This window comes from Caenimonas soli (assembly GCF_013155545.1).
Classification (GTDB): domain Bacteria; phylum Pseudomonadota; class Gammaproteobacteria; order Burkholderiales; family Burkholderiaceae_C; genus Ramlibacter; species Ramlibacter soli.
On sequence record NZ_JABJVV010000001.1, the window covers coordinates 462,922 to 488,987 of the forward strand.

Annotated in this window: 31 protein-coding genes; 7 read left to right on the forward strand and 24 right to left on the reverse strand. The window is 65.0% G+C overall.

Annotated features, from left to right (window positions below; genetic code table 11):
• Nucleotides 1-7 precede the first annotated feature (7 nt).
• The 15 genes from phoB to HNE04_RS02305 all read right to left on the reverse strand — a co-directional run bounded on the left by phoB (nucleotide 8) and on the right by HNE04_RS02305 (nucleotide 11,386).
• On the reverse strand, nucleotides 8-721 hold the full coding sequence (phoB, locus tag HNE04_RS02235; protein WP_172216338.1) for a phosphate regulon transcriptional regulator PhoB: 714 nt from the start codon (nucleotides 719-721) through the stop codon (nucleotides 8-10).
• A 12-nt stretch (nucleotides 722-733) separates the two neighbouring features.
• Complete coding sequence (gene phoU / locus HNE04_RS02240; RefSeq protein ID WP_172216339.1) at nucleotides 734-1,435, reverse strand: phosphate signaling complex protein PhoU; 702 nt, start codon at nucleotides 1,433-1,435, stop codon at nucleotides 734-736.
• Between the two features lie 3 nt (nucleotides 1,436-1,438).
• Entirely contained in the window at nucleotides 1,439-2,233 is a 795-nt protein-coding gene (pstB, locus tag HNE04_RS02245) for a phosphate ABC transporter ATP-binding protein PstB (protein WP_172216340.1), read from the reverse strand.
• Nucleotides 2,234-2,252: 19 nt separating this feature from the next.
• Entirely contained in the window at nucleotides 2,253-3,194 is a 942-nt protein-coding gene (gene pstA / locus HNE04_RS02250; protein ID WP_172216341.1) for a phosphate ABC transporter permease PstA, read from the reverse strand.
• Nucleotides 3,194-4,159 (reverse strand): phosphate ABC transporter permease subunit PstC, encoded by a 966-nt coding sequence (gene pstC / locus HNE04_RS02255; RefSeq protein WP_172216342.1) that lies wholly within the window; start codon nucleotides 4,157-4,159, stop codon nucleotides 3,194-3,196. The genes pstA and pstC overlap by 1 nt, the downstream gene beginning before the upstream one ends.
• Nucleotides 4,160-4,243: 84 nt before the next feature.
• Entirely contained in the window at nucleotides 4,244-5,245 is a 1,002-nt protein-coding gene (locus HNE04_RS02260; protein WP_172216343.1) for a PstS family phosphate ABC transporter substrate-binding protein, read from the reverse strand.
• A gap of 78 nt (nucleotides 5,246-5,323) precedes the next feature.
• Entirely contained in the window at nucleotides 5,324-5,644 is a 321-nt protein-coding gene (locus HNE04_RS02265; protein ID WP_172216344.1) for a hypothetical protein, read from the reverse strand.
• A gap of 94 nt (nucleotides 5,645-5,738) precedes the next feature.
• Nucleotides 5,739-6,212 (reverse strand): chemotaxis protein CheX, encoded by a 474-nt coding sequence (locus HNE04_RS02270; protein WP_172216345.1) that lies wholly within the window; start codon nucleotides 6,210-6,212, stop codon nucleotides 5,739-5,741.
• Nucleotides 6,209-6,583: a response regulator gene (locus HNE04_RS02275; protein ID WP_172216346.1), complete on the reverse strand. Its 375-nt coding sequence runs from the start codon at nucleotides 6,581-6,583 to the stop codon at nucleotides 6,209-6,211. Before HNE04_RS02275 ends, HNE04_RS02270 begins: the two co-directional genes overlap by 4 nt.
• Nucleotides 6,580-8,619: an ATP-binding protein gene (locus HNE04_RS02280; RefSeq protein ID WP_172216348.1), complete on the reverse strand. Its 2,040-nt coding sequence runs from the start codon at nucleotides 8,617-8,619 to the stop codon at nucleotides 6,580-6,582. The genes HNE04_RS02275 and HNE04_RS02280 overlap by 4 nt, the downstream gene beginning before the upstream one ends.
• A 92-nt stretch (nucleotides 8,620-8,711) precedes the next feature.
• Entirely contained in the window at nucleotides 8,712-9,206 is a 495-nt protein-coding gene (locus tag HNE04_RS02285; protein WP_172216350.1) for a thioesterase family protein, read from the reverse strand.
• Between the two features lie 104 nt (nucleotides 9,207-9,310).
• On the reverse strand, nucleotides 9,311-9,547 hold the full coding sequence (locus HNE04_RS02290; protein ID WP_172216351.1) for a hypothetical protein: 237 nt from the start codon (nucleotides 9,545-9,547) through the stop codon (nucleotides 9,311-9,313).
• 88 nt (nucleotides 9,548-9,635) lie between these two features.
• Nucleotides 9,636-9,932 (reverse strand): hypothetical protein, encoded by a 297-nt coding sequence (locus HNE04_RS02295; RefSeq protein WP_172216353.1) that lies wholly within the window; start codon nucleotides 9,930-9,932, stop codon nucleotides 9,636-9,638.
• Nucleotides 9,929-10,354 (reverse strand): DUF4345 domain-containing protein, encoded by a 426-nt coding sequence (locus tag HNE04_RS02300; protein WP_172216355.1) that lies wholly within the window; start codon nucleotides 10,352-10,354, stop codon nucleotides 9,929-9,931. Before HNE04_RS02300 ends, HNE04_RS02295 begins: the two co-directional genes overlap by 4 nt.
• Before the next feature lie 57 nt (nucleotides 10,355-10,411).
• The gene (locus HNE04_RS02305; RefSeq protein ID WP_172216357.1) at nucleotides 10,412-11,386 is read right to left on the reverse strand and encodes a nitronate monooxygenase; all 975 of its coding nucleotides are present in this window, start codon (nucleotides 11,384-11,386) and stop codon (nucleotides 10,412-10,414) included.
• Between the two features lie 145 nt (nucleotides 11,387-11,531).
• Between HNE04_RS02305 and ppx the strand changes: the two genes are divergently transcribed.
• Both ppx and HNE04_RS02315 read left to right on the forward strand, forming a co-directional pair.
• Nucleotides 11,532-13,022 carry an exopolyphosphatase gene (ppx, locus tag HNE04_RS02310; RefSeq protein WP_172216359.1) on the forward strand — a complete coding sequence of 497 codons (1,491 nt, stop codon included), beginning with the start codon at nucleotides 11,532-11,534 and terminating at the stop codon, nucleotides 13,020-13,022.
• 43 nt (nucleotides 13,023-13,065) lie between these two features.
• Entirely contained in the window at nucleotides 13,066-13,413 is a 348-nt protein-coding gene (locus tag HNE04_RS02315) for a hypothetical protein (protein ID WP_172216361.1), read from the forward strand.
• Between the two features lie 22 nt (nucleotides 13,414-13,435).
• Here HNE04_RS02315 and HNE04_RS02320 read toward each other — a convergent pair whose 3' ends face one another.
• Nucleotides 13,436-14,920, reverse strand: a complete 1,485-nt coding sequence (locus HNE04_RS02320) for a CYTH and CHAD domain-containing protein (RefSeq protein WP_172216363.1) — start codon at nucleotides 14,918-14,920, stop codon at nucleotides 13,436-13,438.
• A 43-nt stretch (nucleotides 14,921-14,963) separates the two neighbouring features.
• Here HNE04_RS02320 and HNE04_RS02325 point away from each other — a divergent pair, with 43 nt between their 5' ends.
• Nucleotides 14,964-15,368, forward strand: a complete 405-nt coding sequence (locus HNE04_RS02325; RefSeq protein ID WP_172216365.1) for a diacylglycerol kinase — start codon at nucleotides 14,964-14,966, stop codon at nucleotides 15,366-15,368.
• Between the two features lie 3 nt (nucleotides 15,369-15,371).
• Here HNE04_RS02325 and trhA read toward each other — a convergent pair whose 3' ends face one another.
• The 6 genes from trhA to HNE04_RS02355 are packed head-to-tail and all read right to left on the reverse strand — an operon-like array spanning nucleotide 15,372 to nucleotide 21,389.
• Nucleotides 15,372-15,986 (reverse strand): PAQR family membrane homeostasis protein TrhA, encoded by a 615-nt coding sequence (trhA, locus tag HNE04_RS02330; protein ID WP_172216367.1) that lies wholly within the window; start codon nucleotides 15,984-15,986, stop codon nucleotides 15,372-15,374.
• A 12-nt stretch (nucleotides 15,987-15,998) separates the two neighbouring features.
• The gene (locus HNE04_RS02335; protein ID WP_172216369.1) at nucleotides 15,999-16,460 is read right to left on the reverse strand and encodes a SixA phosphatase family protein; all 462 of its coding nucleotides are present in this window, start codon (nucleotides 16,458-16,460) and stop codon (nucleotides 15,999-16,001) included.
• Between the two features lie 2 nt (nucleotides 16,461-16,462).
• Nucleotides 16,463-18,583 carry a polyphosphate kinase 1 gene (gene ppk1, locus HNE04_RS02340; protein WP_172216371.1) on the reverse strand — a complete coding sequence of 707 codons (2,121 nt, stop codon included), beginning with the start codon at nucleotides 18,581-18,583 and terminating at the stop codon, nucleotides 16,463-16,465.
• Nucleotides 18,580-19,671 carry a glycosyltransferase family 4 protein gene (locus HNE04_RS02345; protein ID WP_172216373.1) on the reverse strand — a complete coding sequence of 364 codons (1,092 nt, stop codon included), beginning with the start codon at nucleotides 19,669-19,671 and terminating at the stop codon, nucleotides 18,580-18,582. Before HNE04_RS02345 ends, ppk1 begins: the two co-directional genes overlap by 4 nt.
• Complete coding sequence (locus tag HNE04_RS02350; protein ID WP_407926580.1) at nucleotides 19,668-20,552, reverse strand: UDP-2,3-diacylglucosamine diphosphatase; 885 nt, start codon at nucleotides 20,550-20,552, stop codon at nucleotides 19,668-19,670. The genes HNE04_RS02345 and HNE04_RS02350 overlap by 4 nt, the downstream gene beginning before the upstream one ends.
• Before the next feature lie 15 nt (nucleotides 20,553-20,567).
• Nucleotides 20,568-21,389: a GNAT family N-acetyltransferase gene (locus tag HNE04_RS02355; RefSeq protein WP_172216375.1), complete on the reverse strand. Its 822-nt coding sequence runs from the start codon at nucleotides 21,387-21,389 to the stop codon at nucleotides 20,568-20,570.
• Nucleotides 21,390-21,574: 185 nt separating this feature from the next.
• Between HNE04_RS02355 and HNE04_RS02360 the strand changes: the two genes are divergently transcribed.
• From HNE04_RS02360 to HNE04_RS02375, 4 genes are read left to right on the forward strand one after another with little or no spacing between them, the layout of a single operon-like run.
• Nucleotides 21,575-21,916, forward strand: a complete 342-nt coding sequence (locus tag HNE04_RS02360) for an ArsR/SmtB family transcription factor (RefSeq protein ID WP_172216377.1) — start codon at nucleotides 21,575-21,577, stop codon at nucleotides 21,914-21,916.
• Between the two features lie 12 nt (nucleotides 21,917-21,928).
• Entirely contained in the window at nucleotides 21,929-23,197 is a 1,269-nt protein-coding gene (locus tag HNE04_RS02365; protein WP_172216379.1) for a hypothetical protein, read from the forward strand.
• A gap of 4 nt (nucleotides 23,198-23,201) precedes the next feature.
• Nucleotides 23,202-23,705, forward strand: a complete 504-nt coding sequence (locus tag HNE04_RS02370) for an arsenate reductase ArsC (protein WP_172216381.1) — start codon at nucleotides 23,202-23,204, stop codon at nucleotides 23,703-23,705.
• Nucleotides 23,702-24,376, forward strand: a complete 675-nt coding sequence (locus HNE04_RS02375) for an aquaporin (protein WP_172216383.1) — start codon at nucleotides 23,702-23,704, stop codon at nucleotides 24,374-24,376. The genes HNE04_RS02370 and HNE04_RS02375 overlap by 4 nt, the downstream gene beginning before the upstream one ends.
• Here HNE04_RS02375 and HNE04_RS02380 read toward each other — a convergent pair.
• Nucleotides 24,355-25,125: an alpha/beta fold hydrolase gene (locus HNE04_RS02380; protein WP_172216385.1), complete on the reverse strand. Its 771-nt coding sequence runs from the start codon at nucleotides 25,123-25,125 to the stop codon at nucleotides 24,355-24,357. The genes HNE04_RS02375 and HNE04_RS02380 overlap by 22 nt on opposite strands.
• Nucleotides 25,122-26,060, reverse strand: coding sequence for a DUF2817 domain-containing protein (locus HNE04_RS02385; RefSeq protein ID WP_328700246.1), 939 nt, complete (start codon nucleotides 26,058-26,060; stop codon nucleotides 25,122-25,124). The genes HNE04_RS02380 and HNE04_RS02385 overlap by 4 nt, the downstream gene beginning before the upstream one ends.
• Between the last annotated feature and the right edge of the window lie 6 nt (nucleotides 26,061-26,066).

The following is a 26,066-nucleotide window of genomic DNA, read 5'->3' on the forward strand; positions in this document are numbered from 1 at the left end:
GGCCCGCTTAAGCGGCGGCACCGCTGGCCGCAGCGGAGTGCGCAGCCAGACGGTATCCGGCGCCGCGCACCGTTTCGATCAGGAGGCCGGCGCCCCCCAACGATTCGCGCAGGCGCTTCACGTGCACGTCCACCGTGCGTTCCTCGATAAAGACATGGTCGCCCCAGACCTTGTCGAGAAGCTGCGAACGGCTGTGCACCCGCTCCGGATGCTTCATGAGGTAGTGCAGCAGTTTGAACTCGGTCGGGCCCACCTTCAGCGGCTGGCCCTGCCAGGTCACGCGGTGCGTCGCGGCATCCAGCACCAGCGCGCCGATGGTGACGCTGTCGCTCACCTGCTCGGGCGCCCGCCGCCGCAGCACGGCGCGAATTCGGGCCAGCAGTTCCTGGGTCGAGAAGGGCTTGGTGATGTAGTCGTCGGCTCCGGCATCCAGGCCCGCCACCTTGTCGGGCTCGTCGCCGCGGGCCGTGAGCATGAGGATGGGGATGCCCTTGGTGCGGGCTTCGGCGCGCCATTTTCGCGCCAGCTGCAGACCGCTTTGCCCGGGGAGCATCCAATCCAGCAGGATCACGTCGGGCAGCACGGCATCCAGCTCGCGCTGGGCGGCGGCACCGTCCTCGGCCCAAACCGGCTGCAGGCCGTTATGGCGCAGGTTGACGGAGATCAGCTCGGCGATGGAGGGCTCGTCTTCGACAATCAGGACGCGGGGCAGATTCTTCATTTCGCGAAATAGTCAGCGAACGATCGACTCGATCTCTTCCATGGAGGCATGCCGGATGTCGGCTCCCTTGACCACGTAGATGATGAATTCGGCAATATTCTTGGCATGGTCGCCTATACGCTCGATCGCCTTGGCCAGGAACAGCAGGTCGAGGCTGGGGGAGATGGTGCGCGGGTCTTCCATCATGTAGGTGATGAGCTTGCGCACGAAGCCATCGAACTCCTTGTCGATGGCGTCGTCCTCTTTCAGGATGGCTAGCGCGACATTGACATCCAGCCGGGCGAAGCCGTCGAGGGCCTTGCGCAGCAAGCCGGAAGCCAGGTCGGACGCGATGTTCAACTCGGATGCCGGCAGGTTGCGTGCCCCGCCGCTGCTGATGATGCGCCTGACCATGCGGGCGATCTTGTTGGCCTCGTCACCGGCACGCTCGAGGTTGGCGGTGGTCTTGGATATCGCTATCAAGAGGCGCAGGTCGCGTGCCGTCGGCTGGCGCCGGGCGATGATCGAGGACAGCTCACGGTCGATCTCGACCTCCATGAGATTGACACGAGCCTCGATCTCCATCACCTGGTTAGCCGCTTCCTCGTTGAACTGCGCCAGCGCATACACCGCGGTGCGGATCTGCGACTCGACCACGCCGCCCATCTCCATGACGCGGGTGGAAACGCCGCTGAGCTCGCTGTCGAACTGGCTGGACAAATGCTTATCGGTCATAGATTAGCCAAACCTTCCCGTGATGTAGTCTTCCGTTTCCTGACGCTTGGGCTTCATGAAGATGTCGTTGGTCACACCATACTCGATGAGCTCCCCCAGGTACATGTAGGAGACGTAGTCCGACACCCGGGCGGCCTGCTGCATGTTGTGCGTGACGATCAGCACCGTGACCCGGTTCTTGATCTCGGTGATGAGCTCCTCGATGGCGCCGGTCGCGATCGGGTCCAGTGCCGAAGTGGGCTCGTCGAACAGCACGATCTCCGGGTCGGTCGCCAGGGCGCGAGCAATGCACACACGCTGCTGCTGGCCGCCCGAGAGGTTGACCGCCAACTCGTCCAGCCGGTTCTTCACCTCGTTCCAGATCGCCGCGCCCTTGAGCGCCGCCTCGACCTTGTCCTCGAGGTAGCTGGCCGATTTTTCGCCGCGCACGCGCAGGCCATAGGCCACGTTCTCGAAGATCGACTTGGGGAACGGGTTCGGCTTCTGGAACACCATGGAGATGCGCATGCGCACCTCGATCGGATCCACCGAAGGATCGAGCAGGTCCACATTGTCGGGATGCAGCTCGATCTTGCCGTCGTAGCGATGGCCGGGATACAGGTCGTGCATGCGGTTGAAGCAACGCAGGTAGGTCGACTTGCCGCAGCCGCTGGGGCCGATCAGCGCGGTCACCTTGTTCTCGTATACCGGCATGCTGATGGACTTCAGCGCCTTGAAGTCGCCGTAGTAGAAGTCCAGGTCTTTCGACTGGGCCTTGAGCACGGGCGCGTTTTCCGGCAGGGTCAGGGTGGAGGGCATGGCTTGTGGTTCTCTTTAATTACCAATTGATGTTCTTGCGCAGGCGGTAACGCAGCCAGATCGCCACGGCGTTCATGCTCAGTGTCAGCAGCACCAGCACCAGGCTGGCGGCAGCGGCGTTGGCATGGAAGGCCGGGTCGGGGCGTGAGGTCCAGTTGAAGATCTGGATCGGCATCACCGTGAACGGCGAGAACAGCCATTCGAAGGGGCCAGAAGTCTCGCCGGCGAACGGCAGCGGCGGCAGGAAGGCGATGAACGTCAGCGCGCCGATGGTGATGATGGGCGCGGTTTCGCCGATGGCGCGCGACAGGCCGATGATCACGCCGGTAAGAATGCCGGGCATGCCGTAGGGGATGAGGTGGTCGCTGCAGACCTGCCACTTGGTGGCGCCGCAGGCGTAGGCACCCTCGCGCACGGTCTGGGGTATCGCACGCAGCGCCTCGCGGGTCGCGACGATGACGATGGGCAGGATCAGCAGCGCCAGCGTCAGGCCGGCCGACAGAATGCTCTGCCCGAACCCGAAGGTGTAGACGAACAGGCCCAGGGCCAGCAGGCCATAAACGATGGACGGCACGCCGGCGAGATTGGTGATGTTGATCTCGATGATGTCGGTGAACCAGTTCTTGCGCGCGTATTCTTCCAGGTAGATCGCGCTGGCAATTCCCACGGGGATCGCGAATAGCGCTGTCACCAGCATCACGAGCAGCGAGCCCACCCAGGCCGAGAGAATGCCCGCCTGCCCTGCCCTGCGCGACGGGAAGCTGGTGAAGAACTCCGACGTGAGGCGCGGGAAACCGTCGATGGCCATCTCGACGAAGAGCGCCACCAGCGTGAGGATGCCCACGGCCATGGCAGCCAGGCCCACGATGCCGAAGATCACGTCCCAGCGTTTGTGGGACCGGATGATGGCGCGCAGCTTGGCCGTTTTCTGGGCGGGGGACAGGGATGCGTGATCCGTCATCAGTAAGCCTCGCGGAATTTGCGGCGCAGCCAGTAGCCCAGCAGGTTGAACATCAGGGTCAACAGCATCAGGGTCAGGCCGGCGGCGAAGATGGTTTGATAGCCCACGCTGCCATGCGGCAGGTCACCCAGCGCCACCTGCACGATATAGGACGTGATGGTGGCGGCGGGCTCCAGCGGGTTGAGCGTGAGATTGGGTTGCATGCCGGCGGCAACCGCCAGGATCATGGTCTCGCCCACGGCACGCGAGATCCCCAGGATATAGGCCGAGGCGATTCCCGAAAAGGCGGCGGGCACCACGACGCGGGTCGCCGTCTGGAACCGGGTGGACCCCATGGCATAGGCGCCTTCGCGCAGGCTCATGGGCACGGCCCGCATCGCGTCCTCGGACAGCGAGGAAACGTAGGGGATGATCATGATCCCCATTACGATGCCGGCGGAAAGGATGTTGAAGGTCGGCAGGTCGGGGTAGATCTTCTGGATCAGCGGCGTGACCACCAGCAGGGCGAAAAAGCCATAGATGATGGTCGGGATGCCGGAGAGCAGTTCCAGCACCGGCTTGAGCACTTCACGAGTGCGATACCCCGCGAATTCGGAGAGATAGATCGCGATGATGGTCCCAAGCGGAATGGCGATAGCCAGCGCTACGAGGGAACTGCTGAGCGTGCCCGACAGCAGCACGGCAATCCCGAAATGCGCGTCGTCGAAGAGGGGTGTCCATTGGGTGTCGCTCAGGAAGGTCCACAGCGGAACGTGGCTGAAAAAGACGACCGATTCCTTGACCAGGATATAGACGATGGCTAGCGTCGTGAAGACCGAAACGCAGGCCGCCAGCAGCAGCACGGCTTCGATTACCTTGTCTTTGCGCTTGCGGGCCGCCTTCATCTGAGCGAGCTCGGCCAGCCGGGCGTCGCCAGTCATGGGAACAGAGGACACGATGCGATCCGGAGTGGTGATGGCGCTCATTGTAGTTTTTGAAGAGAGTCCGGCCGAAAAACAGGAGGCCAGCCTGCTGGTGGTGTCCGCGCAGGCTGGCCTTCTGGGGTGCGATTACTGGGAGGCTTCGCGCTTGAGCAGTTCGGCAATCGTGATGCCGACCTCGTTCTTGCCACCGAACACGGTGCCCTTCTTGCCCTTGGCGATGTGGTCGGATGCGGTCTTGTAAGCATCGGCCGGCAGCGGCACGTACTTCACTTCCTTGGCCATCTTGGCAGCGTTGGCCATGTAGAAGTCCACGAATTTCTTGACTTCGGGCTTGGCGATCGCCTTGGCGTTCACGTAGATGAAGATCGGGCGGGCGAGCGGCTGGTAGGTGCCGTTCAGGACCGTCGCTTCGCTGGGAGCGACGGCGGGCTTGCCGTCCTTCTCGACGATCGGCAGGGCCTTGAGCTTGTTCTGGTTCTCGGCGTAGTACGCATAGCCGAAGTAGCCGATGGCGTTCACGTCGCCGGCCACACCCTGCACCAGGACGTTATCGTCTTCCGACGCGGTGAAATCGCCGCGGCTGGACTTGGCCTTGCCGACGATGGCTTCGGTGAAGTAGTCGAACGTGCCCGAATCGGAGCCGGCGCCGAACAGCTTGATCGGCTGGTCGGGCCAGGCCGGGTTGACCTGGTTCCAGCGGGTGATCTTGCCCTGGGCAGCGGGTTCCCACATCTTCTTGAGCTCGGCCACGGTGGCTTGCTTCAGCCAGGTGTTGCGCGGGTTGATGACCACGGTGAGCGCGTCGAACGCCACCGGCAGCTCGAAGTACTCGATGCCGGCCGCCTTGCAGGCGTCCATTTCCGACTTGGTGATCGGGCGCGAGGCATTGGAAATGTCGGTCTCGTTGCGGCAGAACTTCTTGAAGCCGCCGCCCGTGCCGGACACGCCAACGGTGACTTTCAGGCCCTTGTTGGCCTTCTGGAATTCCTCGGCGACCGCTTCGGTGACCGGGTAAACGGTGCTGGAACCGTCGATCTTGACGACCTGGGCCGCGGCCGGCAGCGCGGCAGCGCCGAGCAGCGCGAAGGCCGAGGTGGCCAACATCGTCTTGAGGGTGAAAGTTTGCATGGCGAAATCCTTGTAGTAAGGGTTACTGCTGATGGGGAGGACTTTATGTCCGTCTTGTGACGGTTTCGTGACAGTACTTTAGGCCGCTACCTTGCAGTTCTTGCCCTGCGGCTTGCCCTCATGCGTCAGGGAGACGCCCTCGGCGCCCTGCGTGACGAGCTTGTAGCCGTCGCCCTCGTACACGCCGTCGCCCTTACGGTCGAGTTCGGCCGAGCCTTGGTGGGCGCGCACGCGCACCGAATCACCGCCTTCGGCAGCGCGGGCGCTGAAGGTCTTGCCGTCGGCGCAGGCGAAGCTCACGAACTTGCCCGGGGCCATGCCCGTGGGAGCCGATTGGGTGGCACAGCCGGCCAGTGCGGCCACGGCGAGGGAAGCGAGGGAAGCGAGAACCAGTTTCATATCCATTCATCTCCATAGGTAACAGACAGTAGGAGTCTGGCCGGGCCCGATGACAGAATCGTGAAGGCTTTGTGACGGTTGCGTGACGCGCCGCTCAGGCTTTGAAGTGCATCCGCACCACCAGATGGGCCTCGTAGCGCTCCCAAGCCATCGGGATGACGAACGGGACGGCCGCGCCAGCCCTTCCCGTCGGTTCAGCACGCCCGGTCAGAACCTTAGGCGGCGATATCTCCATGCTCTCGCCGAAATGCCGCCGCGCGTAGCCGGACATCTGGTTGGCGATCTCGCCGACGATGTCGCGGTGGCTGGCGTCGGAATAGTCGCTCTCTCCCATCAGCAGCAGCACATGGGAGAGCAATCCGCGCGGGGCGGAGAACGCGACGCTGCCCTGGTATTTGCCGTCGAGCTCGATCAACCCCTGGTAGTCGTCCCAGACCACGACGTCTTGGGAATCTAATAAATAGGCGGTGCGAACCGAGGCCCGCTTCCTGGTCGTCTGTTCAAAGAACGAACCGGCGGCATCGGAGAAGATCTTGATGTCTTCGGCCTTGAGTCGTGCCGCGCTCATTCCATCAGCTCCCGCAAGGACTCGACCAGCTGCTCATCCGAAAAGGGCTTGAGCAGGAAGCCATGGGCGCCGCGCGTCAGCGCCTTGAGTGCCGTGGCCCGGTCGCTCAGGGCTGAGACCACCAGCACCCGCGAATCGGGGACTACCTTGCGCAGGGCCTGCAGGCAGGCAGGCCCATCCATCCTGGGCATGGTCAGGTCCATGGTGACGAAGTCGGGTTTGTGTATTTGCGCCTGCTGCACGGCCTGGAAGCCGTCGGCCGCCAGGGCCACCACGTTGACGCCTTGCAGACGCTCGTCGGTCGCCAGGCGGGCAATCCGGTTGCGGAAGATCATCGAATCGTCCACGATCATCAATCTGCGCCCCGTCATGCGGCCGTCCCGAATTGCAGGATGAACCGGGTATAGCTGCGCGGCTGGGTCATCACGCGCAGCTTGGCGCCCGCTTTCTCCACGATTTGCCGCACCAAGGCCAGGCCTACACCACGGCCGGCGTGCTCGGTGACCTCGGTGGCGGTAGAGAAATTCTGGTCGAAGATGAAGCCCAGCAGCTGCGAATCAGTCAGGCTGGCGGCGTCGGGCCTTAGTTGCGCTACCCGTTGGCGCACCGCCGGCACCTCGATGCCACGGCCGTCGTCGCTGAGCGTGACCTGCAGCCGGCCGTCGTGGCCCCGGCCGATTTCCAGCCGCAGCTCGCCCATGGCCGGCTTGCCGAAGCCCACCCGCTCAGCCGGCATCTCGATCCCGTGCACCACCGCATTGCGGATCAACTGGGGCAGCGCTTCGCGCAGCACGTGGGTGATCTCCTGCGGGATCGACGCATCGGCGATATGGGTGGTCAGGCGGACCTCCTTGCTGAGCGACTCGGCGACCCGCTGCGCCAGCGAGCGCAGGTTCTCGATCATGGCCTCGACGACACGCGGGCCCTCGATGGCCTCAGTACCGGCCAGCTTGCCCATGCGCTCGAACACGCGGTACAGGCGCTCCACCTGTTCCTGCACCCGCGAGAGCTCCAGCACCACGGGGATCAGGTCTTCGCCCGACAGGTCGGGACGGCGCAGCAGCGGTGCCAGCGTGTTTTCCATCAGGTGCGCCTGGCGCGAAACGGCCATCAGGCTGAGGGCCGCCCCTTCTCCCTTGATGCTGTGGACCAGCCTGGCCGCTTCCTGTACCAGTTCCAGGTAAGCCTGGGGCCTGCGGCCCACTTCACGCATGGCCTGGTTCAGGTCCGCGAGCCGCGCCCGCGCGCCCACCAGGAAATCCTGCAGCAGCACCGGCTCGTGCTCCAGCACGCGGATCAGGTCTTCCACGTCGCTGCGGGCCGCCTCCTGTGTAGCCACCAGTTCGCGCTCCAGCAGCACCTTCTGCGTGACGTCGAACACCGTCACCAGCAGTTCCTTCACCACGCCCTCTTCCCGCACCTGCGTCATCTGGAAGCTGAGAAACTTCCGGCTTCCCCGGCTGCCCGCCGGCGCTGTGACTTCCACGTCACGCAGCGGATCGAGCTGGCTGAGCAACGCAGGCTTGACCTTGGGGTCGAACATCAGGTCGAGGTAGCTGCGCGCCTCGCTCGCCCGATCGGGGCTAAGCATGCCATCCAGCAAGGACCGGAAATCGTCGCCGGGGCGCACCGGGCGCATGAACAGCTTGGGCACCGATGCCGAGAACTGGCCGCCCAGCTTGCCATCGGCACGCACCAGCAGCAAGCCCTCGGTCACGGTGTTGAGGATGTCCTCGGTCTCGCGGCGCGCGGATTCGGCCACCTGGTCGCTGGCGTTCAGGCGGCGCAGGAACTTGAAGACGATATAGACGAAGTTGATCAGGGCCAGCACGATCGCCAGCACCTGGATCTGGCGCATGCGATAGGTCTTGGTATTGGCGGCGGACTCGATGCCGCGGGCCAGGTCGTCGCACAGGGCCATCAGCCGGATGTTGCGCGCCACGGCTTTGTTGACCGCGATTTCGACTTCTTCCGTGCCGGGCTCGAGGGCCACGATCACCGGCCGCAGCGCCTCGTCCAGCGGACCCCACTCCTTCTCCAGCTTGCGCGTGGCTTCGCGCAGGTCATCCGGGTTCAGGCCGAAGGCGGTGAATTCGATGTCCTGGCCCATCGAACCTTTGATGGCTGCCAGTGACTTCACGAAACCGGCATGGCCTTGGCCGAGCTGTGCCATGCTGGACTGGATCGGCATCTGCGAGCCTTTCTCCATCTGCAGCGTCAGCAAAGATTTGGTGATCTGCTGGGTGAGCATTCGCAGCTCGCCCGCGGAGTTGATGCGGCTGGCATCGCGTTCGAGCTGCGTCGATGCAAAGAAATTAAAGAGCAGGATTCCGATGTCCAGGATGATGAAAAGCAGGATCGCGAACAGCAGATCCCGGTACTTTCCCATCCCCAAGGTTTTTTTCATAGCGCGGTCACATAGTTAGATCAGGCGATCGTGCCGCGGCATGATGACTTCCGTATGACACGCGCCCACTGGGACACGCGCTGGCGCAGCCGCTACATGGCCTCGAGGGCCTCATCCCAGGTCTGGACGTAGGGCGGCTTCGTCGCGAAATGGGTGTCGATAAATTCACGGGGCGGGCAAGTGACCGGCCCCTTCTTGAACTTCATCTTGACCAGCACCTCGCCATGCTGCCGGCTCCCCACGAACATCGCGTGGGAAAAATACGCGCACTTGTCGTCCGCGTAGATGATCGCCGTTTCCACGCGGACCCGCTGGAACACACCGATGGGCCGGGCGAACTTGACGAGTTGCGATGCGTTGACGAAGTGCACGCCACCGCGAAGCAGCTTCCCGAACAATCTGGTCTTGAGCAGGAAGTCCAGTTGCGCCGCCTCGGCGAGTTGAAAGTACTTGTCGCTCTTGAGGACCCTGGTGCCGCAGTCCATGGGCGTCACCCGAAAATGCGATGTGACGCGCGAATGCGGGTCGGCCTTGGCCGCGAAAAGGGCCTGAATGAGCGTGAGCAGATTTCTGATGATCCCCGACATTGCTGCAGTACCCCTGTGTTCACCGACCATGGTACTGGTGCCGGCCATGGCGTCACGGCTTGTGCGCCCGATTTCGTCGCCAGCGGGACACTATCTTCCGCGGGTCACTGGGCCGCGCGCCGCGCCTCGAGTTGTACCAAGCCCAGGGGACTGACTGCTACGAGCGCAGCTTGCCCTGGCTCGTGAATATGGTCGATGAAGCCGCGTTCATTGGCTTCTTCCCAAACCGGCAGACGCGGACAGGAAGTACGCCAGGCCTCCAAGACTTCGGCGTATGGGCGCGGATGCGGGCCGATCCATTCGAGCAGATCCAGAATCAGCGGCTCTACAGTGTCAGGCATCGAGGACCTCCGTCACTAGCGGGCGTCCTTGTCCGGCTGGACATAGGGCACCACCTGGTCTTGCTCTGCTGGATGGTTGCTCTGTTTCTTATCCATGGCTTTCCTCGCGGCGAATCTCAAGCTGCTTCTTGTTGCCTCTGAGAATTGCCATCGGAAGCACGACCGCATACGGAATCCACAACAACCAGTTGTACGGCCGGGGAAGGATCAGCAGCCCCAGGATGAACAATGAAACGGCAAGCCAGCTGATGACCGAGAAGCGGACCATGAAGGCTCGCTCCCTGGGGCCATTTGTGTTCTTGATGGAGAAATACGTGCCAACAACCCCGCCGAGGACGCCAAGCGAGGATCCAAGGATGATGCCGAGAAGAGCTTCGGAAGTCATAGGGTTCGCGCCTTCTGTTTGACACTCGACGCGTTGCGGGTGGTGGCTACATGTGCCGCGACGATCACGAATGGCAACAGCAGTTCTGGGATGAGGTAGCCGAGCCATACGGCCGCCGGCTCGGGGAGCCCGACTTGGCTGATGGACACGAGCCTGCCGATTCCTGCGAAGAGGACCCCGAGCGCAAGGAGATACACCAACGTTCCTTGTTGGCGAATGGTAATGGCCGCCCAGCAGCTTATGAGACCAGTGGAAAGGTAGACACCAGCCATGAATCGGTGGACATTATCGAGTCGCGGCGAGGTCTCCGGCTGTCCCAGGTACATCTGCAGCATGCCGCCGAATACTGCGATTGCAGCGACAAGGAACAAGCAGACTTGCACAACACGCTGACTTGTCGGCATCGATGGGTTGGAGGACATCACACGTTCCCCTTGAAGTGGCCATCACTCCTGCGACCAAGGATAGCTCAGACCCACTTAACGTTCCAGCCCGTTTGCATTGCCGAGCAGTTCTTCGGCCTCGCGCACCATGCGGCGAAGAATCTCGCCCGCAGGCGCAACATCGCGGATCAGTCCCACTGCCTCACCGGCGAACACGCACGTGTTGTCAACGTCGCCCGCCCGGTAGGCTTTCCAGAAGCGGGCCTCTTCACGCTCGTTCGTGGCAGGTTCCGCAAGTTCCTTCTCCCGCCCATGCCATTCCATGGCGAAGCGTGTCTTCAGTACGCGCGCGGTGAATGGCTGCGGCCAATCGAACCGGCGAGCGATATCGACGACCGTGGTGCGGATCGTCGCATCACCCTCGGCCGTGATGGCAGCCGCATGAAAGGCCGGCGGGACGAGCGCTTCGGCGCTGGCCCAGAAACGCGATCCCACCAGCACGCCGTCGGCGCCAAGCATCATGGCTGCCGCAAGACCGCGCCCGTCCGCGATGCCGCCGGCCGCCACAAGCACCGTACTTGGGGCCGCGCCCGCGAGATAGTCGGCGATCTCCGGGACCAGTGTGAATGTTGAGCGTTCAAGCCCGTGACCACCCGCCTCCGCGCCTTGGGCCACGATCACATCGGCGCCATTCGACACCGCCTCGCGTGCCAAGGCGAGCGTCTGCACCTGGCATATCAGGGCCGCGCCGGCTGCCTTTATCCGCTGGGCGAATGGTGCGATTTCGCCGAAAGAGAGCATCACTCCCACGGGGGCATTTGCAAGTACCAGTTCGAGCAGGTGCGGCTTCCTCGCCAGTGACCACGTGATGAATCCGCAGCCCACGCGGGCACCTGCGGCTGCCGAGAACTCGCGCGTGAGCCACTCGGCGTCCCCATAGCCGCCGCCGATGAGGCCGAGCCCACCCGCCTCCGACACGGCGGCTGCCAGCTTGCCCCCCGCCACCAGGCCCATGGGCGCGGAAATGATCGGACACTGGATGCCGAGCGTCTTTGTCAATCGCGTCTGCATACTGCCTTCCGAGTTAAGGGTGGAGTCTTGATGCCTGATGGGTCATAGAGCCCCTCCATTTCATGCACGAATGCCGAGGCAGTCAAGACCCTGCGTAGGGTCCGATGCAATCCCGGATCGAAGCCGGTGCTATGCTGATCCGCGCATGAATACCGGAACACTTCTCGCCGCCGTCGACCTCGGCTCCAACAGTTTTCGCCTGGAGATCGGCCGGCTCGACCATGGCCAGATCCGCCGCACCGAGTACATCAAGGAAACCGTCCGGCAGGGCAACGGACTGGACGAAGCGCGCAATCTCACCCCCGAAGCGATGGCGCGCGGCTGGGACTGCCTTGCCCGCTTCGCCGAACGGCTGGCCGGCTTCAAAAAGGCCCAGGTGCGGGCGGTGGCTACGCAGACGCTGCGCGAAGCGCGCAACCGCGATGAGTTCCTGCGGCGCGCTCATCAGGTGCTGGGGTTCCCCATCGACGTGATCTCCGGCCGCGAGGAAGCGCGCCTGATCTACCAGGGCGTGGCCCACCTGCTGCCGCAGTCCGACGAGCGCCGGTTGGTGGTGGACATCGGAGGCCGGTCGACCGAGCTGATCCTGGGTCAGCAGTTCAACGCCAAGGTGGTGGAAAGCTACCGGGTCGGCAGTGTCGCCTGGTCCATGAAATACTTTCCCCAGGGCCAGTTCACCGCAGCCGCGTTCGAAGCGGCCGAGGTCGCTGCGCAAGCCTTCCTTGAGGAGGCGCTCAGCGCCTATCACCGCGACGCCTGGGACGTGGCCTATGGCTCATCAGGAACCATAGGCGCGGTGGGCGACATACTGGGCGCCGCCGGCTGGACCCCCGGCACCATCACCCGCGAAGGCCTCGATTGGCTGCGCGACCAACTCCTGGCAGCCCGCAGCGCGGACAAGGTGCGCATGGACGGCCTGAAGGAAGATCGGCGCCCTGTCATCGGCGGTGGGGTCAGCGTGCTGCGCGCCGTGTTCGACCTGCTGGAGATCGACCAGATGCAGGCGGCCCAGGGTGCGCTGCGTCATGGCGTGTTGTACGACCTGCTGGATCGCGAGCATGGCGAAACCGACATCCGCTCTACCACCGTGCAGCGGCTCGCCGCCAAGTTCGAGGCCGATCCCGTGCAAGCCCAGCGCGTCGGCCGTGTCGCCTGTTCGCTGCTGCGACAGCTGCGTGCCGGCGATAGTGCCGCGGACTTGGCGCGTCACGAGCGCAAGCTGGGCTGGGCCGCACAGTTGCACGAGATCGGCAGCCTGATCTCGCACGCCGACTACCACAAGCACGGCGCCTACATCCTGGACCAGACGGATGCGCTCGGCTTTGCCGTGCCCGAGCTGCATCGCCTCGGCCTCTTGGTGCTGGGACACCGTGGCAAGTTGCGCAAGCTCGAGGCGGACCTGGAAGACGAACTGCTCGTGCATCAGCTGTTGTGCCTGCGACTGGGCGTGATCCTGTGTCATGCGCGCCGCGATCCCGACCTGAAGGGCCTGCAGTTGCGCGTGGCGGGCCGCAAGATCGCGCTGTCACTGCGTCCGGAGTGGGCCAGGGCTTATCCGCAATCGGCCCACTTGCTGCGCGAAGAGGTTGCAGCCTGGCAGAAAACCTCCTGGGCCTTGGCATTGGCATTGGACTGAAACGGTATAAACTATATATACCGTTTACTCAGAGAATCTAAAAATGGCAACTGCAAAAAAGAAAGTCGCGAAGCCCGCGGCGCCGGCCCGCAAGGCTGCGCCCGCCAAGAAGGCCGCGCCCACCGTGAAGGCCAAGCCGGCCGCAGCGGCGCCCAAGGCCGAAAAGCCGAAGAAGCCCAAGCTGGTGCGCGACAGCTTCACCATTCCCAAGCTCGAATACAAGGTGCTGCAAGACTCCAAGGACCGCGCCGCCGCGCTGGGCCGGCCGGTCAAGAAGAGCGAGGTGCTGCGCGCCGGGCTGAAGGCGCTCGCCGGCATGAATGACACGGCTTTCGTCGCCGCGCTGGGCGCCGTGCCCGCACTCAAGACCGGCCGTCCGGCCAAGACCTGAGGACTTCCGACGGGCTGCCTTTTCAGTTCCAGAACGGGCGCGTCCTGGCGAAGGCGCGCATGGTTTTCTGGCAAGACGCGGCGTTCGGTTCCGTACGGGCGCTGAGCCAGCCCACGCCGAACCAGGCGTTCGGATCGTTCGCCGTCATGCCACGGTATAGCTCAAGGGCCATCAGCTCGTCGTTGTAGCGCCCCAAGGCGTCCTGCACCGGCTTGAGCCTGGCAACAAACACTTCAGTGTCGTGCCTGCCGAACAGCGGCGCCAGGAACTCGACCAGGTAACGCAGCCGCTTGAGGCGCTTGCGCACGCGGTGCTGCCGAGCGGTGTCGAGCTTCGCGAACTTGCGGCCGTCGCGCACGCATTGCGAATACAGCTTGTCGAGGCCCCGGCGCAGCAGCTTCCTGGCCTTTCGCCCGCCTTTGTCGGCGCCCGGCAAGGGATCGCCGTGCGCCAGCCCTAACAACCCTAACAGCGCGTCCTGGAATGCGGGGGACCGAACCACGGCGCCCGGATCGGGAACATCGTCCCCCAGCTGCCGGAGATCGACGATGGGACCGCCGGCCTGTTCAATCAGGGGCTCGAGGCTGCCGGCGACGTAGTGGTGATCCCGATGACGGCCGAGCTCCCTGAAAACGTGAACCAGCGAATCCTCCCATTGCGCGCCCAGGTCCACCTTGAGGGCACTACCAAGCTCGCGCGATGCCGTGCGCCACCGCCGGATGCCTACCCGCAGCTGGTGGATATGCTCTTCATCTTTGCTGCCTGCGGCAATCTCGCTGGCATTGCCCAACACCTGCTCCAGGCAGCTATCGAACACCTTCCCAGCGACATCGCGGGTGTCCGCCTGCTTTGGAATATCGACAGCGCGTGCGTTGACGGCGGGCCCGAAGGCGCTGCCACTGGCCAGCCGCATCCCCTTCTCCGCCTTGCTCACCGTTCCCAGCCACAGGCCGTGCCGGGCGCACCACGCGCGCGCCACTTCAACGGCAGCGGCTGCCTCGCCTTCCTTCAGTTCGAACTCGACCTCGCAGAGTTCGCGCGAACGCCCGCCCGCTGTGATCCGGCCCTGGTCGAACGCGATCTCCACCTGCGACGCGCCCACCTCCTGCACGCGTATCAGCCGTTGCACGGTCGTTTCGAAACGCGGCAACAAATCCTGCGCGCGCGACCCCTTCAGCGCCCGCATGAGGAGGCGCCCAACAGGAGTCCCCTCGTGCCGCCCCAGGTCGACGGACGGCGCAGCCTCTTCATCTGCGGGCCACGGCACGGGAACCTCGTGCTCCAGGCGCTCCAGCAGCTTGTCGCCCACTCCCTTGAGGGCCTGCACCCACTGGTCGTCTTCCTTTCGCAGCCGCAAAACGAGTTGATGGCGCCGCAGAACCTCGTCGTCCGTGTCGAGATAGATCGCGCGGAGTTGCTGCGTCCGCACCGGCCCCTCCTTCAATGCGGCGCGGACCGCCGGAGCCCTCTTGCGGGGCACCTCCAGCTTGATCTCGAACTCCGCCATTGCTGCTCCTTTTGCCGTCATCATTGTCGGCGACAATCCGGGCATGTCTACGCCTCCCGAAGCGCTACCCGAAGCCAATCCCCAGAAGCTGCGCACCGGCTTCAGCCGTATCTGGCATGCGACCGGCTATTCGCTGGCCGGGCTGCGGGCCGGCTGGAGTGAAACTGCATTCAGGCAGGAGGCCATCGTCGCGATGGTTTTGCTGCCGCTGGCCTTCTGGCTGGGGCGAAGCTGGGTGGAAACGGCCCTCCTGGCCGGCTCGGTGCTGCTGGTCATGATCGTCGAGCTGCTCAACACCTGCATCGAAACGGCCATCGACCGCATCGGGCCCGAATGGCACGACCTTTCGAAGCGCGCCAAGGACATGGGCAGCGCAGCGGTGCTGCTGAGCCTGTTACTGGCGGGTGGCATCTGGGTCGCTGCCGTCGCGCACCGGCTGGCTGCCTGAGTATTACAGGATGAAGCCGCTGATGGCGACGTAGTGGCTCACCGTCCCGCCCAGCACGAAAAGGTGCCAGGTGCCATGAGCATGGCGAATGCCGCGAGGGTTGCGATAGAAGATGGTCCCCGCGGTGTAGAACATGGCCCCAGCCAGCAACCATGCAAGGCCGCCTGCGTCGATGCGCGTCGCCAGCGGAACAACCGCGAGCAACCCCAGCCAACCCATGCCCACGTACACGGCAACTGAGGGCGGCGCGCCCTGCCCCGCACGCAGTTCCCGCACGATACCGGCGATGGCGGCCAGCCACACGCCGCCGAGCAAACTCCAGCCCACCGCACCTTCCAGGGTGACGAGCGCCAGCGGCGTATAGGTGCCGGCAATCAACAGGTAGATGGCGCAGTGGTCGGCGCGCTGCCAGAACCGCTTGGCGACCCCCCGCGTGCTGTGGAACAGGGTGGACGCCCCGTACAGCGCCAGCATCGAGAGCGAGAACACCACGGCCGCTGCAGCCTTGGCGATGTCGTGGCTGCCCAGCGTCTTGTCGAGCAGGAGCACTGTGCCCAGCACGGCCAACAGCAGGCCCAGCAAATGGCTGTAGCCGTTGAAACGCTCGCCGGCATACATCGGTAACGGGCCCTAGAGTGCGTCGGGGGACTGAACGGCGACCACCACCGTCTGCTGGTGGCCGTCGCGCTCGCGCGTGCGCAGCCACCACACTGCACCCTTGCGTACCGGGCAGCTGTCGTGCTTCAAGCCGAGCAGGCGAGCGACGGCTTGGCCGAGTCCGGGCTGATGGCCGACGACCAAGGTGGGCTGACGGGCGTCCGGCCATCCGGCCGCTTCCAGCAGCAGCGAACAGTCCTGATCGGGCGCCAGTTCTTCGCGCAGTTTGTACTTGCGGCCCAGCGGCAGGACGGTTTGCTCACAGCGCAAGGCGGGGCTGCACAGGATGCGCGTGCCTTCCGGAAGATGCCGGTCCAGCCAGGCCGCCACGCGGGCCGCCTGCTTCTCGCCGCGCGAACTCAGGGCGCGCTTCAGGTCATCGCCGCTCTCATCCTCGTCTAGGGCGTCCGCGTGACGCCACAGGATCAGATCCATGTTCACTCCTGTCCTTGACCGTCGGGCGCGGCATAGCGCGCCATCAGGGCCGCCTGCGCTCCGTGGCCCTTGGGCTCGCCTGCGCCCTTGACGCGCTTGTAGTGCCCGTCGGGCATCAGGTCCCAGGCGTCGCGGTCGTCTTCCAGGTAGGCCACCAGGCATTCGTCCACGATCCGCTGGCGCAGACGGGCATCCGTTACGGGCCAGGCCAGTTCGACCCGCCGCAGCATGTTGCGGTTCATCCAGTCCGCGCTGGACAGGTAAAGCTGCTCCTCGCCGTCCAGCCGGAAGTAGAACACCCGTGAATGCTCCAGGAAGCGCCCGATCACCGACCGCACCTTGATGTTGTCCGTCACCCCGGGCAACCGGGCCGGCAGCATGCAGGCCCCGCGGACAAGGAGGTCGATCTTGACGCCCCGCTGACCGGCGCGAACCAGCGCCTGCATCAAGGGCCTGTCGGTCAGCGCGTTCATTTTCACGACGATGCGGGCCTCGCGCTTCTGCGCGGCCGCTTCACCCAGCGCATCGATGCGATCGATCAACTTGCGGTGCAGATGGAACGGTGCCAGCCAGAGGTGGTGCAATCGCGGCAGCCTGCTGTGGCTCGCCAGATGGAAAAAGACGTTCTCGATGTCCGCCGTCATCGTCGGGTCGGCGGTGAGCAGGCTCAAGTCGGTGTAGAGCTTGGCCGTGCGCGGGTTGTAGTTGCCGGTGGACAGGTGGGCATAGCGGGTGAGTTGCTTGCCTTCGCGGCGCGTCACCAGCAGCATCTTGGCGTGGGTCTTCAGACCCACCACGCCGTACACCACCTGGGCCCCTATCGCTTCCAGGCTTTCTGCCCAGTTGATATTGGCCTCCTCGTCGAAGCGGGCCTTGAGCTCGACCACGGCGGATACTTCCTTGCCGCGCCGCACCGCTTCGCGCAGCAGATCCATCAGCTCCGACTCGGCGCCGGTGCGGTAGATGGTCTGCTTGATCGCCAGCACCTTGGGGTCTTGCACCGCCTCACGCAAGAACCCCAGCACCCCTCCTTCGAAGCTCTCGAAGGGCTGGTGGATCAGGATATCCCTGCGCTTCATCTGGTCGAAGAAGGAACGCCCCGGCGCCAGTTGCGCCGGGAAGGACGGCTTGTACGGAGGGAACAGCAAACGCGGCGGATCCACGAGATCGATCAGCTGCACCAGGCGAACCAGGTTCACCGGGCCGTGTACGCGGTAGAGCGCCTGCTCGGGCAGCCGGAACTGCTGCAGCAGGAAGCTCGCCAGGTAGTCCGAGCAGCCGGCCGCAACTTCCAGCCGCACGGCCTGGCCGTAGTGCCGGTGTTGCAGGCCCAGGCGCAGCGCCGTGCGCAGGTCACGCACGTCGTCTTCGTCCACGGCCAGGTCGGAGTGACGCGTGACGCGGAACTGCGAGAACTGCCCCACCTCGCGCCCGGGGAAAAGATGCTCGAGGTGGGCGCGGATCACGCTGGACAGCGAAACGAACAGCGCCTTCTTGCTCGCGACCTTCGACGGCATGCGGATCAGCCGCGGCAGCACGCGCGGCACCTTGACGATGGCAATCTCGTTCTCGCGGCCGAAGGCGTCCTTGCCGCCCAGGCGAACGATGAAGTTCAGCGATTTATTTGCGACCTGCGGGAACGGATGGGCAGGATCCAGCCCCACGGGAATGAGCAGCGGCCGGACCTCGCGCTCGAAGTACTCGTGCACCCATTGCTTCTGCGCCGCGTTGCGGTCGCCGTGCGAGACGACTTCTATGCCTTCACGGGCGAAGGCAGGCATCAGCTCGTCGTTGTAAAGCGCGTACTGCGCGTCCACCAACTTGTGCGCGGCCGCCGCCAACGCCTCGAACGATTGGATCGTGTATTCGCCCTTGTGGTCGCCGTTCTGCAGCGCCGTGAGGTGCGGGTTCGCGCGCACCTCGAAGAACTCATCCAGATTGGAGGAAACGATACACAGGTAGCGCAAGCGCTCCAGCAGCGGCACGTCGGCGCGGTGCGCCCAGTCGAGCACCCGTTCGTTGAAAGCCAGGATGCTGTGGTCCCGATCCAGGAACGGAACGTCCGGGGCCGCCAAGGCAGCCTCGGCAACGCCGTTGGAGAACGGAATGACAACTGCGTTCATGAAGTCGATGAGGCAGAGGATACCGCCGCAGCTTGCGTCGCGTCCAGGAGCGAATGCTGGCGCGCGGGAACCAGGAAGCTGGTGAACAGCGCGGTGGCATGCGGCCAGCTGAAATCGAGCGCGCGCGCCCTGGCTTCGTGCCGGGACACGGAGATCGCGGAAAAGCAAGCCTGCTGCAGGTCCTCGTGCATGGCGCCACCGAGGCTGCGGCCTTGCGCATCGCGCCGGCCCAGCACCTCCAGCGGTCCGTCCACCGGATAGGCTGCCACAGGTGTTCCGGTGGCCATGGCTTCCACCATGACCAGGCCGAAGGTGTCGGCATGGCTGGGGAATACGAAGAGGTCGGCCGCTGCGTAGACCTTGGCCAATTCGGTGCGCGGCAACAGGCCGAGCCAGCGTACCTGGGGATGGCGCCGCTTGAGCTGCGCCTCGACCGGGCCGACGCCGCAGACCACCTTGCTTCCGGGGAAGTCCATGTTCAGGAAGGCCTCGATGTTCTTCTCGTACGAGACCCGCCCGACAAAGAGCGCGATCGGCCGCGCCAGCGATTCCATCCCCGCGCACGCCTGTGGCTGAGGCTGGAACTCGAACAGGCTGGTATCCACCCCGTGGGTCCAGGCCCGAAGATTGCGAAATCCCCGGGCTTCCAGCATCCGCAGCACGCTGTGGGTGGGGACCATGACCCCCGAAGAGGGCCGGTGGAAATGCCTGAACAGTGCATAGCCCCAGGACACCGGCACCTTCACCGCCGCATTGACGATCTCCGGGAACTTGGTGTGAAAGGCCGTGGTGAAAGCCAGCTTGCGCTTGAGGCAGTAGGCACGCCCGGCCCAGCCGAGCGGGCCTTCGGTGGCCAGATGGATGGCGTCCGGCTCGAACGCATCGAGCTTCTCGGTCAGCAGCCGCTTGGGCGAAATCGCGAGGTCGATTCCCGCATAGCCGGGGCAAGGCCGCGTCGGGAATTGCCCGGGCTCGATCACCCGCACGCTGTGCCCGGCCAGCGTCAATTCCTTGACCAGTTCCACCAGCGTCGTGACGACGCCATTGACCTGGGGTTGCCAGGCGTCCGTCACCAATGCGATCTTCATGTGTGCTCCTGCATGGCTGGCATGCTGTGACCCAGGCCGCCGGTCTCATGGGATGGCGTCCAATGCACCAGCTGCAAGCTGCCGTCGTAGTGCTCCACCAGCGCAGTGCGGCTTTCCACCCAGTCGCCGTCGTTGCAGTACAGGATGCCGTCGATGTCGCGCATCTCGGCGCGGTGGATATGGCCGCACACTACGCCTTGATAGCCGCGGCGCCGTGCTTCGCGGGCCACCGCTACCTCGAACTGCGAAACGTAGTTGAGAGCCTTCTTGACCTTCTGCTTCAGGTACGCCGAGAGCGACCAATACGGCAGGCCCAGGCGCCCACGCAAGCGGTTGAGGTGCCGATTGAGCTTGAGCGTGAACTCGTACAGGTTGTCGCCCAGATAGGCCAGCCACTTCGCGCATTGCACGACAGCGTCGAAATAATCGCCGTGGATGACCCAGAGCTGCCTGCCGTCGGCGGTCACGTGCACCGCCTCTTCCAGCACCTCGATGCCGCCGAACTGGTGGTTCACGAACTGGCGCGCGAATTCGTCGTGGTTGCCCGGCACGTAGATCACGCGGCAGCCCTTGCGCGCGCCGCGCAGGAGCTTTTGCACCACGTCGTTGTGCGCCTGCGGCCAATACCAGCGACGGCGCAGCTGCCAGCCGTCGACGATATCGCCGACCAGGTACAGGTAGTCGCTGGGATGGGACTTGAGGAAGTCGAGCAGCGCGGTGGCCTGGCATCCAGGCGTGCCCAGATGCAGGTCGGAGATGAAGATGGCACGGTAGCGGCGGGGTAATACGTCCTCTTCGAGATCGCTCGACGCCGGCCCAGCCACTCCGGAAAGAAAGGGTCCCAGGGCGTCGAAGGTGGTGCGCATCTCAGAGAATCCCATTCGTGCCACCCGGCCTCATGCGCCAAGGAAGTGCTTGCGATACCGGGGCGGCAGGTCCTGGATTCGCATCAGCATCGGCAGGTCCGCGCTGTTGAAGTCTGGGTCCCAGGCCGGGGGGCCGAGGACCTTCGCGCCCAGGCGCAGGTAGCCTTTGATCAATGCCGGCGGCTCCACTTCGAGCGTGCCGTCGAGCTCTTCGACCGGCAGCGGCAGGCGCGGGCGCACCTGGTATTCGATGGGCGCCAGGTGTGTCTGCTTCACCTGGTTCCAGATGCTGGCTGCCGCATGGCCGCTGGCGATGCCGTTGTGCAGCATCGGGATGCTCGCGCAGCCGATCATGGTGTCGAGCTGGTTGCGGGTCATGAACTCGGCCAGCGCGCCCCACAAGGCGAGGATGACGCCGCCATGGCGGTGCGCCGGGTGCACGCAGCTGCGGCCCAGTTCGACCATGCGCTCGCGCAGGCTGCGCAGGCGGGTCAGGTCGAACTCGGTGTCGCTATAGGTGCTGCCGACCCGCAGGGCCTGGGCCGGGGTCAGTACGCGGTAAGTGCCGATCACCTCCTGGCTCGCCTCGTCGCGGACCAGCAGGTGCTCGCAGTAGTCGTCGAACAAGTCGATGTCGTGGCCGGGCAGCCAGGTGTCGAGCCGGGCCCCCATTTCCCCGGCGAAGACCTGGTGCCTCAGGCGCTGCGCTTGACGGACTTCGTCCTGATGCTGGGCCCACGAAACCAAAATGCCGCGCCCCGGCGCAGCGACGACTTGATCAGGTCGGTGAAGTGACCCCCGTGGCAAAGACACCGGCGACAGCGGCATCGTGGGGTTGGGCAGTTCGTTCATGTCTGGCTCCTCAGGTCAGTCGATGGGAGTCAGTGTGGAGGGCCGCGGTGACGCGTTTGTGGCAGTTTCAAGGCAGTTTGGTGACACGGCCGCGGGCGCGCGGCTGCAGTCCGAGCCTTGGAGCTACAAAACTGATAGCAGTGGTGGTTCTTGATTCGATTCAATAATTCAACTATCATTGAATTATGAAATCGACAACCGAGCTCATCGACGAAGGCGCAGCAGTCAAGGCACTGGCCGCCCTGGCGCAGGCCCAGCGGTTGCGTGCCTTTCGCGCCCTGGTGATTGCCGGGCCGCAAGGCCTGACGCCGGGCGCGATGGCGGAGCAACTCGGCATAGCGCCCAGCGCGCTGTCGTTCCACTTGAAAGAACTGTCGAACGCGGGCTTGGCTGGCAGCGAGCCGCGCGGGCGCAACCTCATTTATCGCGCCAGCTTCGTCCACATGAATGCCCTGCTGGCTTATCTCACCGAGCATTGCTGCGGGGGCGGGGCCTGCGAGGTCAAAGCTCCTTGCACCAACTGCTGACGGAGCGCTTCCATGAACATGGCCGACTCGCTGAACCTGGGATGTCTGTGCAGCACCCTGCAGCCGCAACTGCTGCAAGGCCTGGCCGGGACACTGGAGGCCAGCCACCCGCACCTGTTCTCGGCCTCACCGGTGTTTATGTCGTCGCGCGATTTGCAGGCGATGGAACGCAGCGTATCCGCCTTGCACCGCGTCAGTGAACTAGCCGGCTACCAAGCCCTGGCGCTGGACCGGGCGCCGGCCATCGCTTCGCATGCGTTCGGGCCGCAAGGCGTTTTCATGGGCTACGACTTCCACCTTGGCGAAGACGGGCCGCGCCTCATCGAAATCAATACCAACGCGGGCGGCGCCCTGTTGCATGCAGCTGCCGCCCGGGCCCATCGCGCGTGCTGCGAACCACTGGACCCCATGTTCGGCGGTGCCACCGATCTGGGCCAACTGGATCAGGTGTTCCTCGACATGTTCCGTGCCGAGTGGCGTGCCCAGCGGGGCGACGCCGTTCTGCGCACGGTCGTCATTACCGATGACGCGCCCGGCCTGCAATACCTGGCGCCCGAGTTCGAAATGGCTCGCCAGCTGTTTCTCGCCCATGGCATCCACGCCCTCATCGCCGACCCCCTGGAACTTCAGTGGCGCAATGGCGCCCTCTGGCACCCCACCCTGCCGCCCGGCACGCCCGTGGATCTTGTCTATAACCGGCTCACCGACTTCGATCTGTCGCAACCCGGCCACGCCCTGCTGCGCCTGGCCTATACCGCCGGCGCCACGGTCGTCACGCCCCATCCGCGCGCTCACGCCCTGCATGCAGACAAACGCAACCTCGTAGCGCTCAGCGACGACGCGCTGATGGCGTCCTGCGGCGCCTCGATTGAAGATAGGGAGCTGCTGCGCCAAGTGGTCCCGCACACCCAGCCCGTGACAGCCGAAAACGCCGACGCCTTGTGGGCACAACGCCGGCAGCTTTTCTTCAAGCCTGACGGCGGTTACGGCTCCAAAGCGGCGTATCGCGGCGAGAAGCTGACGCGCCGGGTCTGGGGCGAGATCACCGCAGGCGGCTTCGTGGCCCAGGCCCTCGTCGCGCCGAGCGAGCGGATGGTGCGGGTCGGCAGCGAGGCGGCACGGCTGAAGCTCGACGTGCGGGCCTACGCCTATCGTGGCCGCATCCAGCTGCTGGCCGCACGCACCTACTCGGGCCAGACGACCAATTTCCGCACCGCCGGTGGAGGTTTCGCGCCGGTGGTAGTACTGCCCTCATCCACCGACCAGATCATTTACTGCTGAAACCATGCACGACCGTCCCATCAACGTCCTCTTCCTTTGCACGCACAACTCGGCGCGCAGCATCCTGGCCGAAGCCGCGCTCAACCATCTTGGCAAGGGGCGCTTCAAAGCATGGTCCGCGGGCAGCAGCCCGCGCGAGAACCAGCAGCCCAATCCGCTGGCGCTCAAGGCCCTGCAACTGGCGGGCATTTCCACCGAAGGGCTGCGCAGCAAGAGTTGGGACGACTTCGCCGGCCCGGACGCGCCCAAGATGGACCTGATTATCACGGTCTGCGACAACGCGGCCGGTGAAACCTGCCCTTACTGGCCGGGCCATCCCGCCACCGCCCATTGGGGCTACGCCGATCCCTCGTGGGTCGAGGGCACGGAAGAGCAGCGGCTGGCGGCCTTCCAGCACACGCTGCACGCCCTCCGGCACCGCCTCGACCTTCTGATCGCCTTGCCGACCGGCGGGGTGGATACCACCTCGGCGCTTCAGACATCGGCGCGCGACCTGTCCTCGTCATGACGTTGGCGCGCAAGACACTGGCCGAGTTCCTGGGCACGGCCGGCCTGCTGTGCGCCGTCATCGGCTCGGGCATCATGGCCGAACGGCTGGCGGGCGGCAACGTGGCCATCGCGTTGCTGGCCAACACCCTGGCGACAGTATTCGCCCTGTTCGTATTGATCGAGGTGTTCGGGCCGGTCAGCGGTGCGCATTTCAATCCCGTCGTCACACTGGTGCTCGCCGTGCGCGCCGCGCCGGTCAATCGCGACCTGGCCAAGCATGCTCCCCTGCTGATCGCCGCACAGTTGCTCGGTGCCGTGGCGGGCGCCTGGCTGGCGCACGCGATGTTCGAGATGAACCTGCTGCAAACCAGCACCAAGCTGCGTGACGGCCCGGCTCAGTGGCTGGCCGAAGCGGTCGCCACGGCCGGTCTGATCCTGGTCATCCTCCGTGCGCCGGCCGGCAAGGGCTCGGCGATGGTGGCCTGCTACATAGGCGCGGCGTACTGGTTCACGGCCAGCACTTCGTTCGCCAATCCGGCCGCGGTCCTGGGGCGCATGCTCAGTGAGAGTTTCGCCGGCATCGCGCCCTCCAGCGCACCCGGCTTTGTGCTGGCCCAGTTCGCGGGCGGCGCCGTGGGCATGGCGCTGGCGGCCTGCCTGCGCGATCCTCAACCGGGCGGCACCGCATGAGGCCGGCGCCAGCCGACGATCTGCTGCACCACCCACTCCGGGTCGTCCAGAGGCAGGTCATGGCCTGCGCTCGGATGCATGCGCAGCGGCACCTCCCACTGCGCGGCGAGCCGTGCGGAACACTGCGGCGACACCAGCCGATCTCCCGCGGACGCGAGCAGCAATAGAGGAACTGCGGGCGGCCCGGCGGGCGGAGCGTAGCGCGCCGCAGCAGCGAGCTGCCGCAGAGCGTTGGAGCGGCTCACGGGCCGCTGCGTCGCCATCGTCTCCCATTGCCTCGCGACCTCGGGATGGCGTTGCGGATCCGCGCTGGTCATGAGCAGTACCTGGTGTTCGCGCTCGTACGGCGACAGGAAAGGCAACAGGAAGCGGCAAAGGCGCGCGTAGTTGAGCGGGCGAAGCCGTTGCCAGAAGGCGCCGTGACCGCGCAGGCTGGAGTTGATCAGCACGCAGCCCGACACCTCATCGGCGTATGCATACGCGCCATGCAGCGCGACCATGCCCCCCAGCGACATGCCCACGAACGCGAAGGGCGCTTGCATGCCGCGGTCTGCCAGGTCCTGGCGGCAGGCGGCGGCCATCGCAGGGACACTGGCGGGGCTGTTGGAGGCATTGCGGGTGCCGTTGCCGGGCAAGTCCAGCGCCACCACCTTGTCCTTGGGGTCCAGCCGACCGGCGAGCCGATGGGCAAAGTCGCCCCAGTGGCCGGCTTCACGTGTCAGCCCTCGCAGCAAGACCCAGGTCGTCATGTGTACCACCGTACCAGAGCCTGCCGATGATGCCTCTCACAGGCGGCGTCGGCAGGCAGCCAGTGGCTGGCCGCAGCAGCCGCCCGCGTGACAAAGTCCAACAGGGGAAAATGCCGTCTCAGCACCCGCTGCTGGCGATGGGCAATCAGCGGATTGAAGATGCCATGGCGCGAAAAGAGCTGGCGTGGATTCTTCTTCACCCACAGCCACGACCCCATCTCCAGCGTCAGCGGCAGGAAAACCGTGTTCGGCCGCTCGCAAGCCCGCAGGTAGAGGTAGTCCCACAGGTCGCCGTGCGCCAGGTACTGGCGGCTCTGTGGCTCGAAAACATAGGGATGGTGGCTGTTGCTCTGCTGGAATATCTCGTGCAGCGCATCCAGCTGCGCCAGATGGCGGATCGGGCTGCGGCGGTGGGCGAAGGGAAACCAGATCCGGTCGCGCAGGCCGAAACCCGAATGGCAATCCAACGCCAGGCTGAACGGGCGGCCCAGCAGTTCACGCTCCACCAGCTCGCACAAGGCCGCGCTCTCGCTTTGCATGGCCTCACCGTGGGCGCCGCGATACCAGGGCAGCCCCGCGCTGATGCGTTGGCCGCCCACCAGGAAGGGCACGGGGTCTTGCGCATCCACTGGCGCGTTGCGCATCAGGTCCACACCGTGCAGGTTGGCCCGTGTGCCGCGCAGCATGCCGCCGGGATTGACGATGGGCATGAACACCAGGCGCACCCGCTCCAGCAGCGCGTGCAGCGACGCATCCCAGGGCAGGCGCATGACCAGGCTGTGCAGCCAGGTGATGACCACATCGGAGCCTATGCGTTCGAGCCCGTGCACGCCGCCGAAAAGCCCCAACGCCGCCGGTGCGTCGGGATTGCCGAGCGCCACGGTATAGACGGGCAATGTCGCCCCCTGCGCCGTGAGCCGGGCGGCCACCCGCACGTCGAC

What these genes read in the sequence shown, in the direction of transcription:
- HNE04_RS02260 (WP_172216343.1), bottom strand. Translation starts at nt 5,245, where the DNA reads ATGCAAACTTTCACCCTCAAGACGATGTTGGCCACCTCGGCCTTCGCG.
- phoU (WP_172216339.1), bottom strand. Translation starts at nt 1,435, where the DNA reads ATGACCGATAAGCATTTGTCCAGCCAGTTCGACAGCGAGCTCAGCGGC.
- ppk1 (WP_172216371.1), bottom strand. Translation starts at nt 18,583, where the DNA reads ATGAACGCAGTTGTCATTCCGTTCTCCAACGGCGTTGCCGAGGCTGCC.
- HNE04_RS02360 (WP_172216377.1), top strand. Translation starts at nt 21,575, where the DNA reads ATGAAATCGACAACCGAGCTCATCGACGAAGGCGCAGCAGTCAAGGCA.
- HNE04_RS02295 (WP_172216353.1), bottom strand. Translation starts at nt 9,932, where the DNA reads ATGACTTCCGAAGCTCTTCTCGGCATCATCCTTGGATCCTCGCTTGGC.
- HNE04_RS02380 (WP_172216385.1), bottom strand. Translation starts at nt 25,125, where the DNA reads ATGACGACCTGGGTCTTGCTGCGAGGGCTGACACGTGAAGCCGGCCAC.
- HNE04_RS02275 (WP_172216346.1), bottom strand. Translation starts at nt 6,583, where the DNA reads ATGACGGGGCGCAGATTGATGATCGTGGACGATTCGATGATCTTCCGC.
- phoB (WP_172216338.1), bottom strand. Translation starts at nt 721, where the DNA reads ATGAAGAATCTGCCCCGCGTCCTGATTGTCGAAGACGAGCCCTCCATC.
- pstB (WP_172216340.1), bottom strand. Translation starts at nt 2,233, where the DNA reads ATGCCCTCCACCCTGACCCTGCCGGAAAACGCGCCCGTGCTCAAGGCC.
- HNE04_RS02365 (WP_172216379.1), top strand. Translation starts at nt 21,929, where the DNA reads ATGAACATGGCCGACTCGCTGAACCTGGGATGTCTGTGCAGCACCCTG.
- HNE04_RS02320 (WP_172216363.1), bottom strand. Translation starts at nt 14,920, where the DNA reads ATGGCGGAGTTCGAGATCAAGCTGGAGGTGCCCCGCAAGAGGGCTCCG.
- HNE04_RS02355 (WP_172216375.1), bottom strand. Translation starts at nt 21,389, where the DNA reads ATGAACGAACTGCCCAACCCCACGATGCCGCTGTCGCCGGTGTCTTTG.
- HNE04_RS02280 (WP_172216348.1), bottom strand. Translation starts at nt 8,619, where the DNA reads ATGAAAAAAACCTTGGGGATGGGAAAGTACCGGGATCTGCTGTTCGCG.
- ppx (WP_172216359.1), top strand. Translation starts at nt 11,532, where the DNA reads ATGAATACCGGAACACTTCTCGCCGCCGTCGACCTCGGCTCCAACAGT.
- pstC (WP_172216342.1), bottom strand. Translation starts at nt 4,159, where the DNA reads ATGAGCGCCATCACCACTCCGGATCGCATCGTGTCCTCTGTTCCCATG.
- HNE04_RS02300 (WP_172216355.1), bottom strand. Translation starts at nt 10,354, where the DNA reads ATGTCCTCCAACCCATCGATGCCGACAAGTCAGCGTGTTGTGCAAGTC.
- pstA (WP_172216341.1), bottom strand. Translation starts at nt 3,194, where the DNA reads ATGACGGATCACGCATCCCTGTCCCCCGCCCAGAAAACGGCCAAGCTG.
- HNE04_RS02265 (WP_172216344.1), bottom strand. Translation starts at nt 5,644, where the DNA reads ATGAAACTGGTTCTCGCTTCCCTCGCTTCCCTCGCCGTGGCCGCACTG.
- HNE04_RS02375 (WP_172216383.1), top strand. Translation starts at nt 23,702, where the DNA reads ATGACGTTGGCGCGCAAGACACTGGCCGAGTTCCTGGGCACGGCCGGC.
- HNE04_RS02325 (WP_172216365.1), top strand. Translation starts at nt 14,964, where the DNA reads ATGTCTACGCCTCCCGAAGCGCTACCCGAAGCCAATCCCCAGAAGCTG.
- HNE04_RS02270 (WP_172216345.1), bottom strand. Translation starts at nt 6,212, where the DNA reads ATGAGCGCGGCACGACTCAAGGCCGAAGACATCAAGATCTTCTCCGAT.
- HNE04_RS02285 (WP_172216350.1), bottom strand. Translation starts at nt 9,206, where the DNA reads ATGTCGGGGATCATCAGAAATCTGCTCACGCTCATTCAGGCCCTTTTC.
- HNE04_RS02350 (WP_407926580.1), bottom strand. Translation starts at nt 20,552, where the DNA reads ATGGGATTCTCTGAGATGCGCACCACCTTCGACGCCCTGGGACCCTTT.
- HNE04_RS02345 (WP_172216373.1), bottom strand. Translation starts at nt 19,671, where the DNA reads ATGAAGATCGCATTGGTGACGGACGCCTGGCAACCCCAGGTCAATGGC.
- trhA (WP_172216367.1), bottom strand. Translation starts at nt 15,986, where the DNA reads ATGTATGCCGGCGAGCGTTTCAACGGCTACAGCCATTTGCTGGGCCTG.
- HNE04_RS02335 (WP_172216369.1), bottom strand. Translation starts at nt 16,460, where the DNA reads ATGGATCTGATCCTGTGGCGTCACGCGGACGCCCTAGACGAGGATGAG.
- HNE04_RS02370 (WP_172216381.1), top strand. Translation starts at nt 23,202, where the DNA reads ATGCACGACCGTCCCATCAACGTCCTCTTCCTTTGCACGCACAACTCG.
- HNE04_RS02305 (WP_172216357.1), bottom strand. Translation starts at nt 11,386, where the DNA reads ATGCAGACGCGATTGACAAAGACGCTCGGCATCCAGTGTCCGATCATT.
- HNE04_RS02290 (WP_172216351.1), bottom strand. Translation starts at nt 9,547, where the DNA reads ATGCCTGACACTGTAGAGCCGCTGATTCTGGATCTGCTCGAATGGATC.
- HNE04_RS02315 (WP_172216361.1), top strand. Translation starts at nt 13,066, where the DNA reads ATGGCAACTGCAAAAAAGAAAGTCGCGAAGCCCGCGGCGCCGGCCCGC.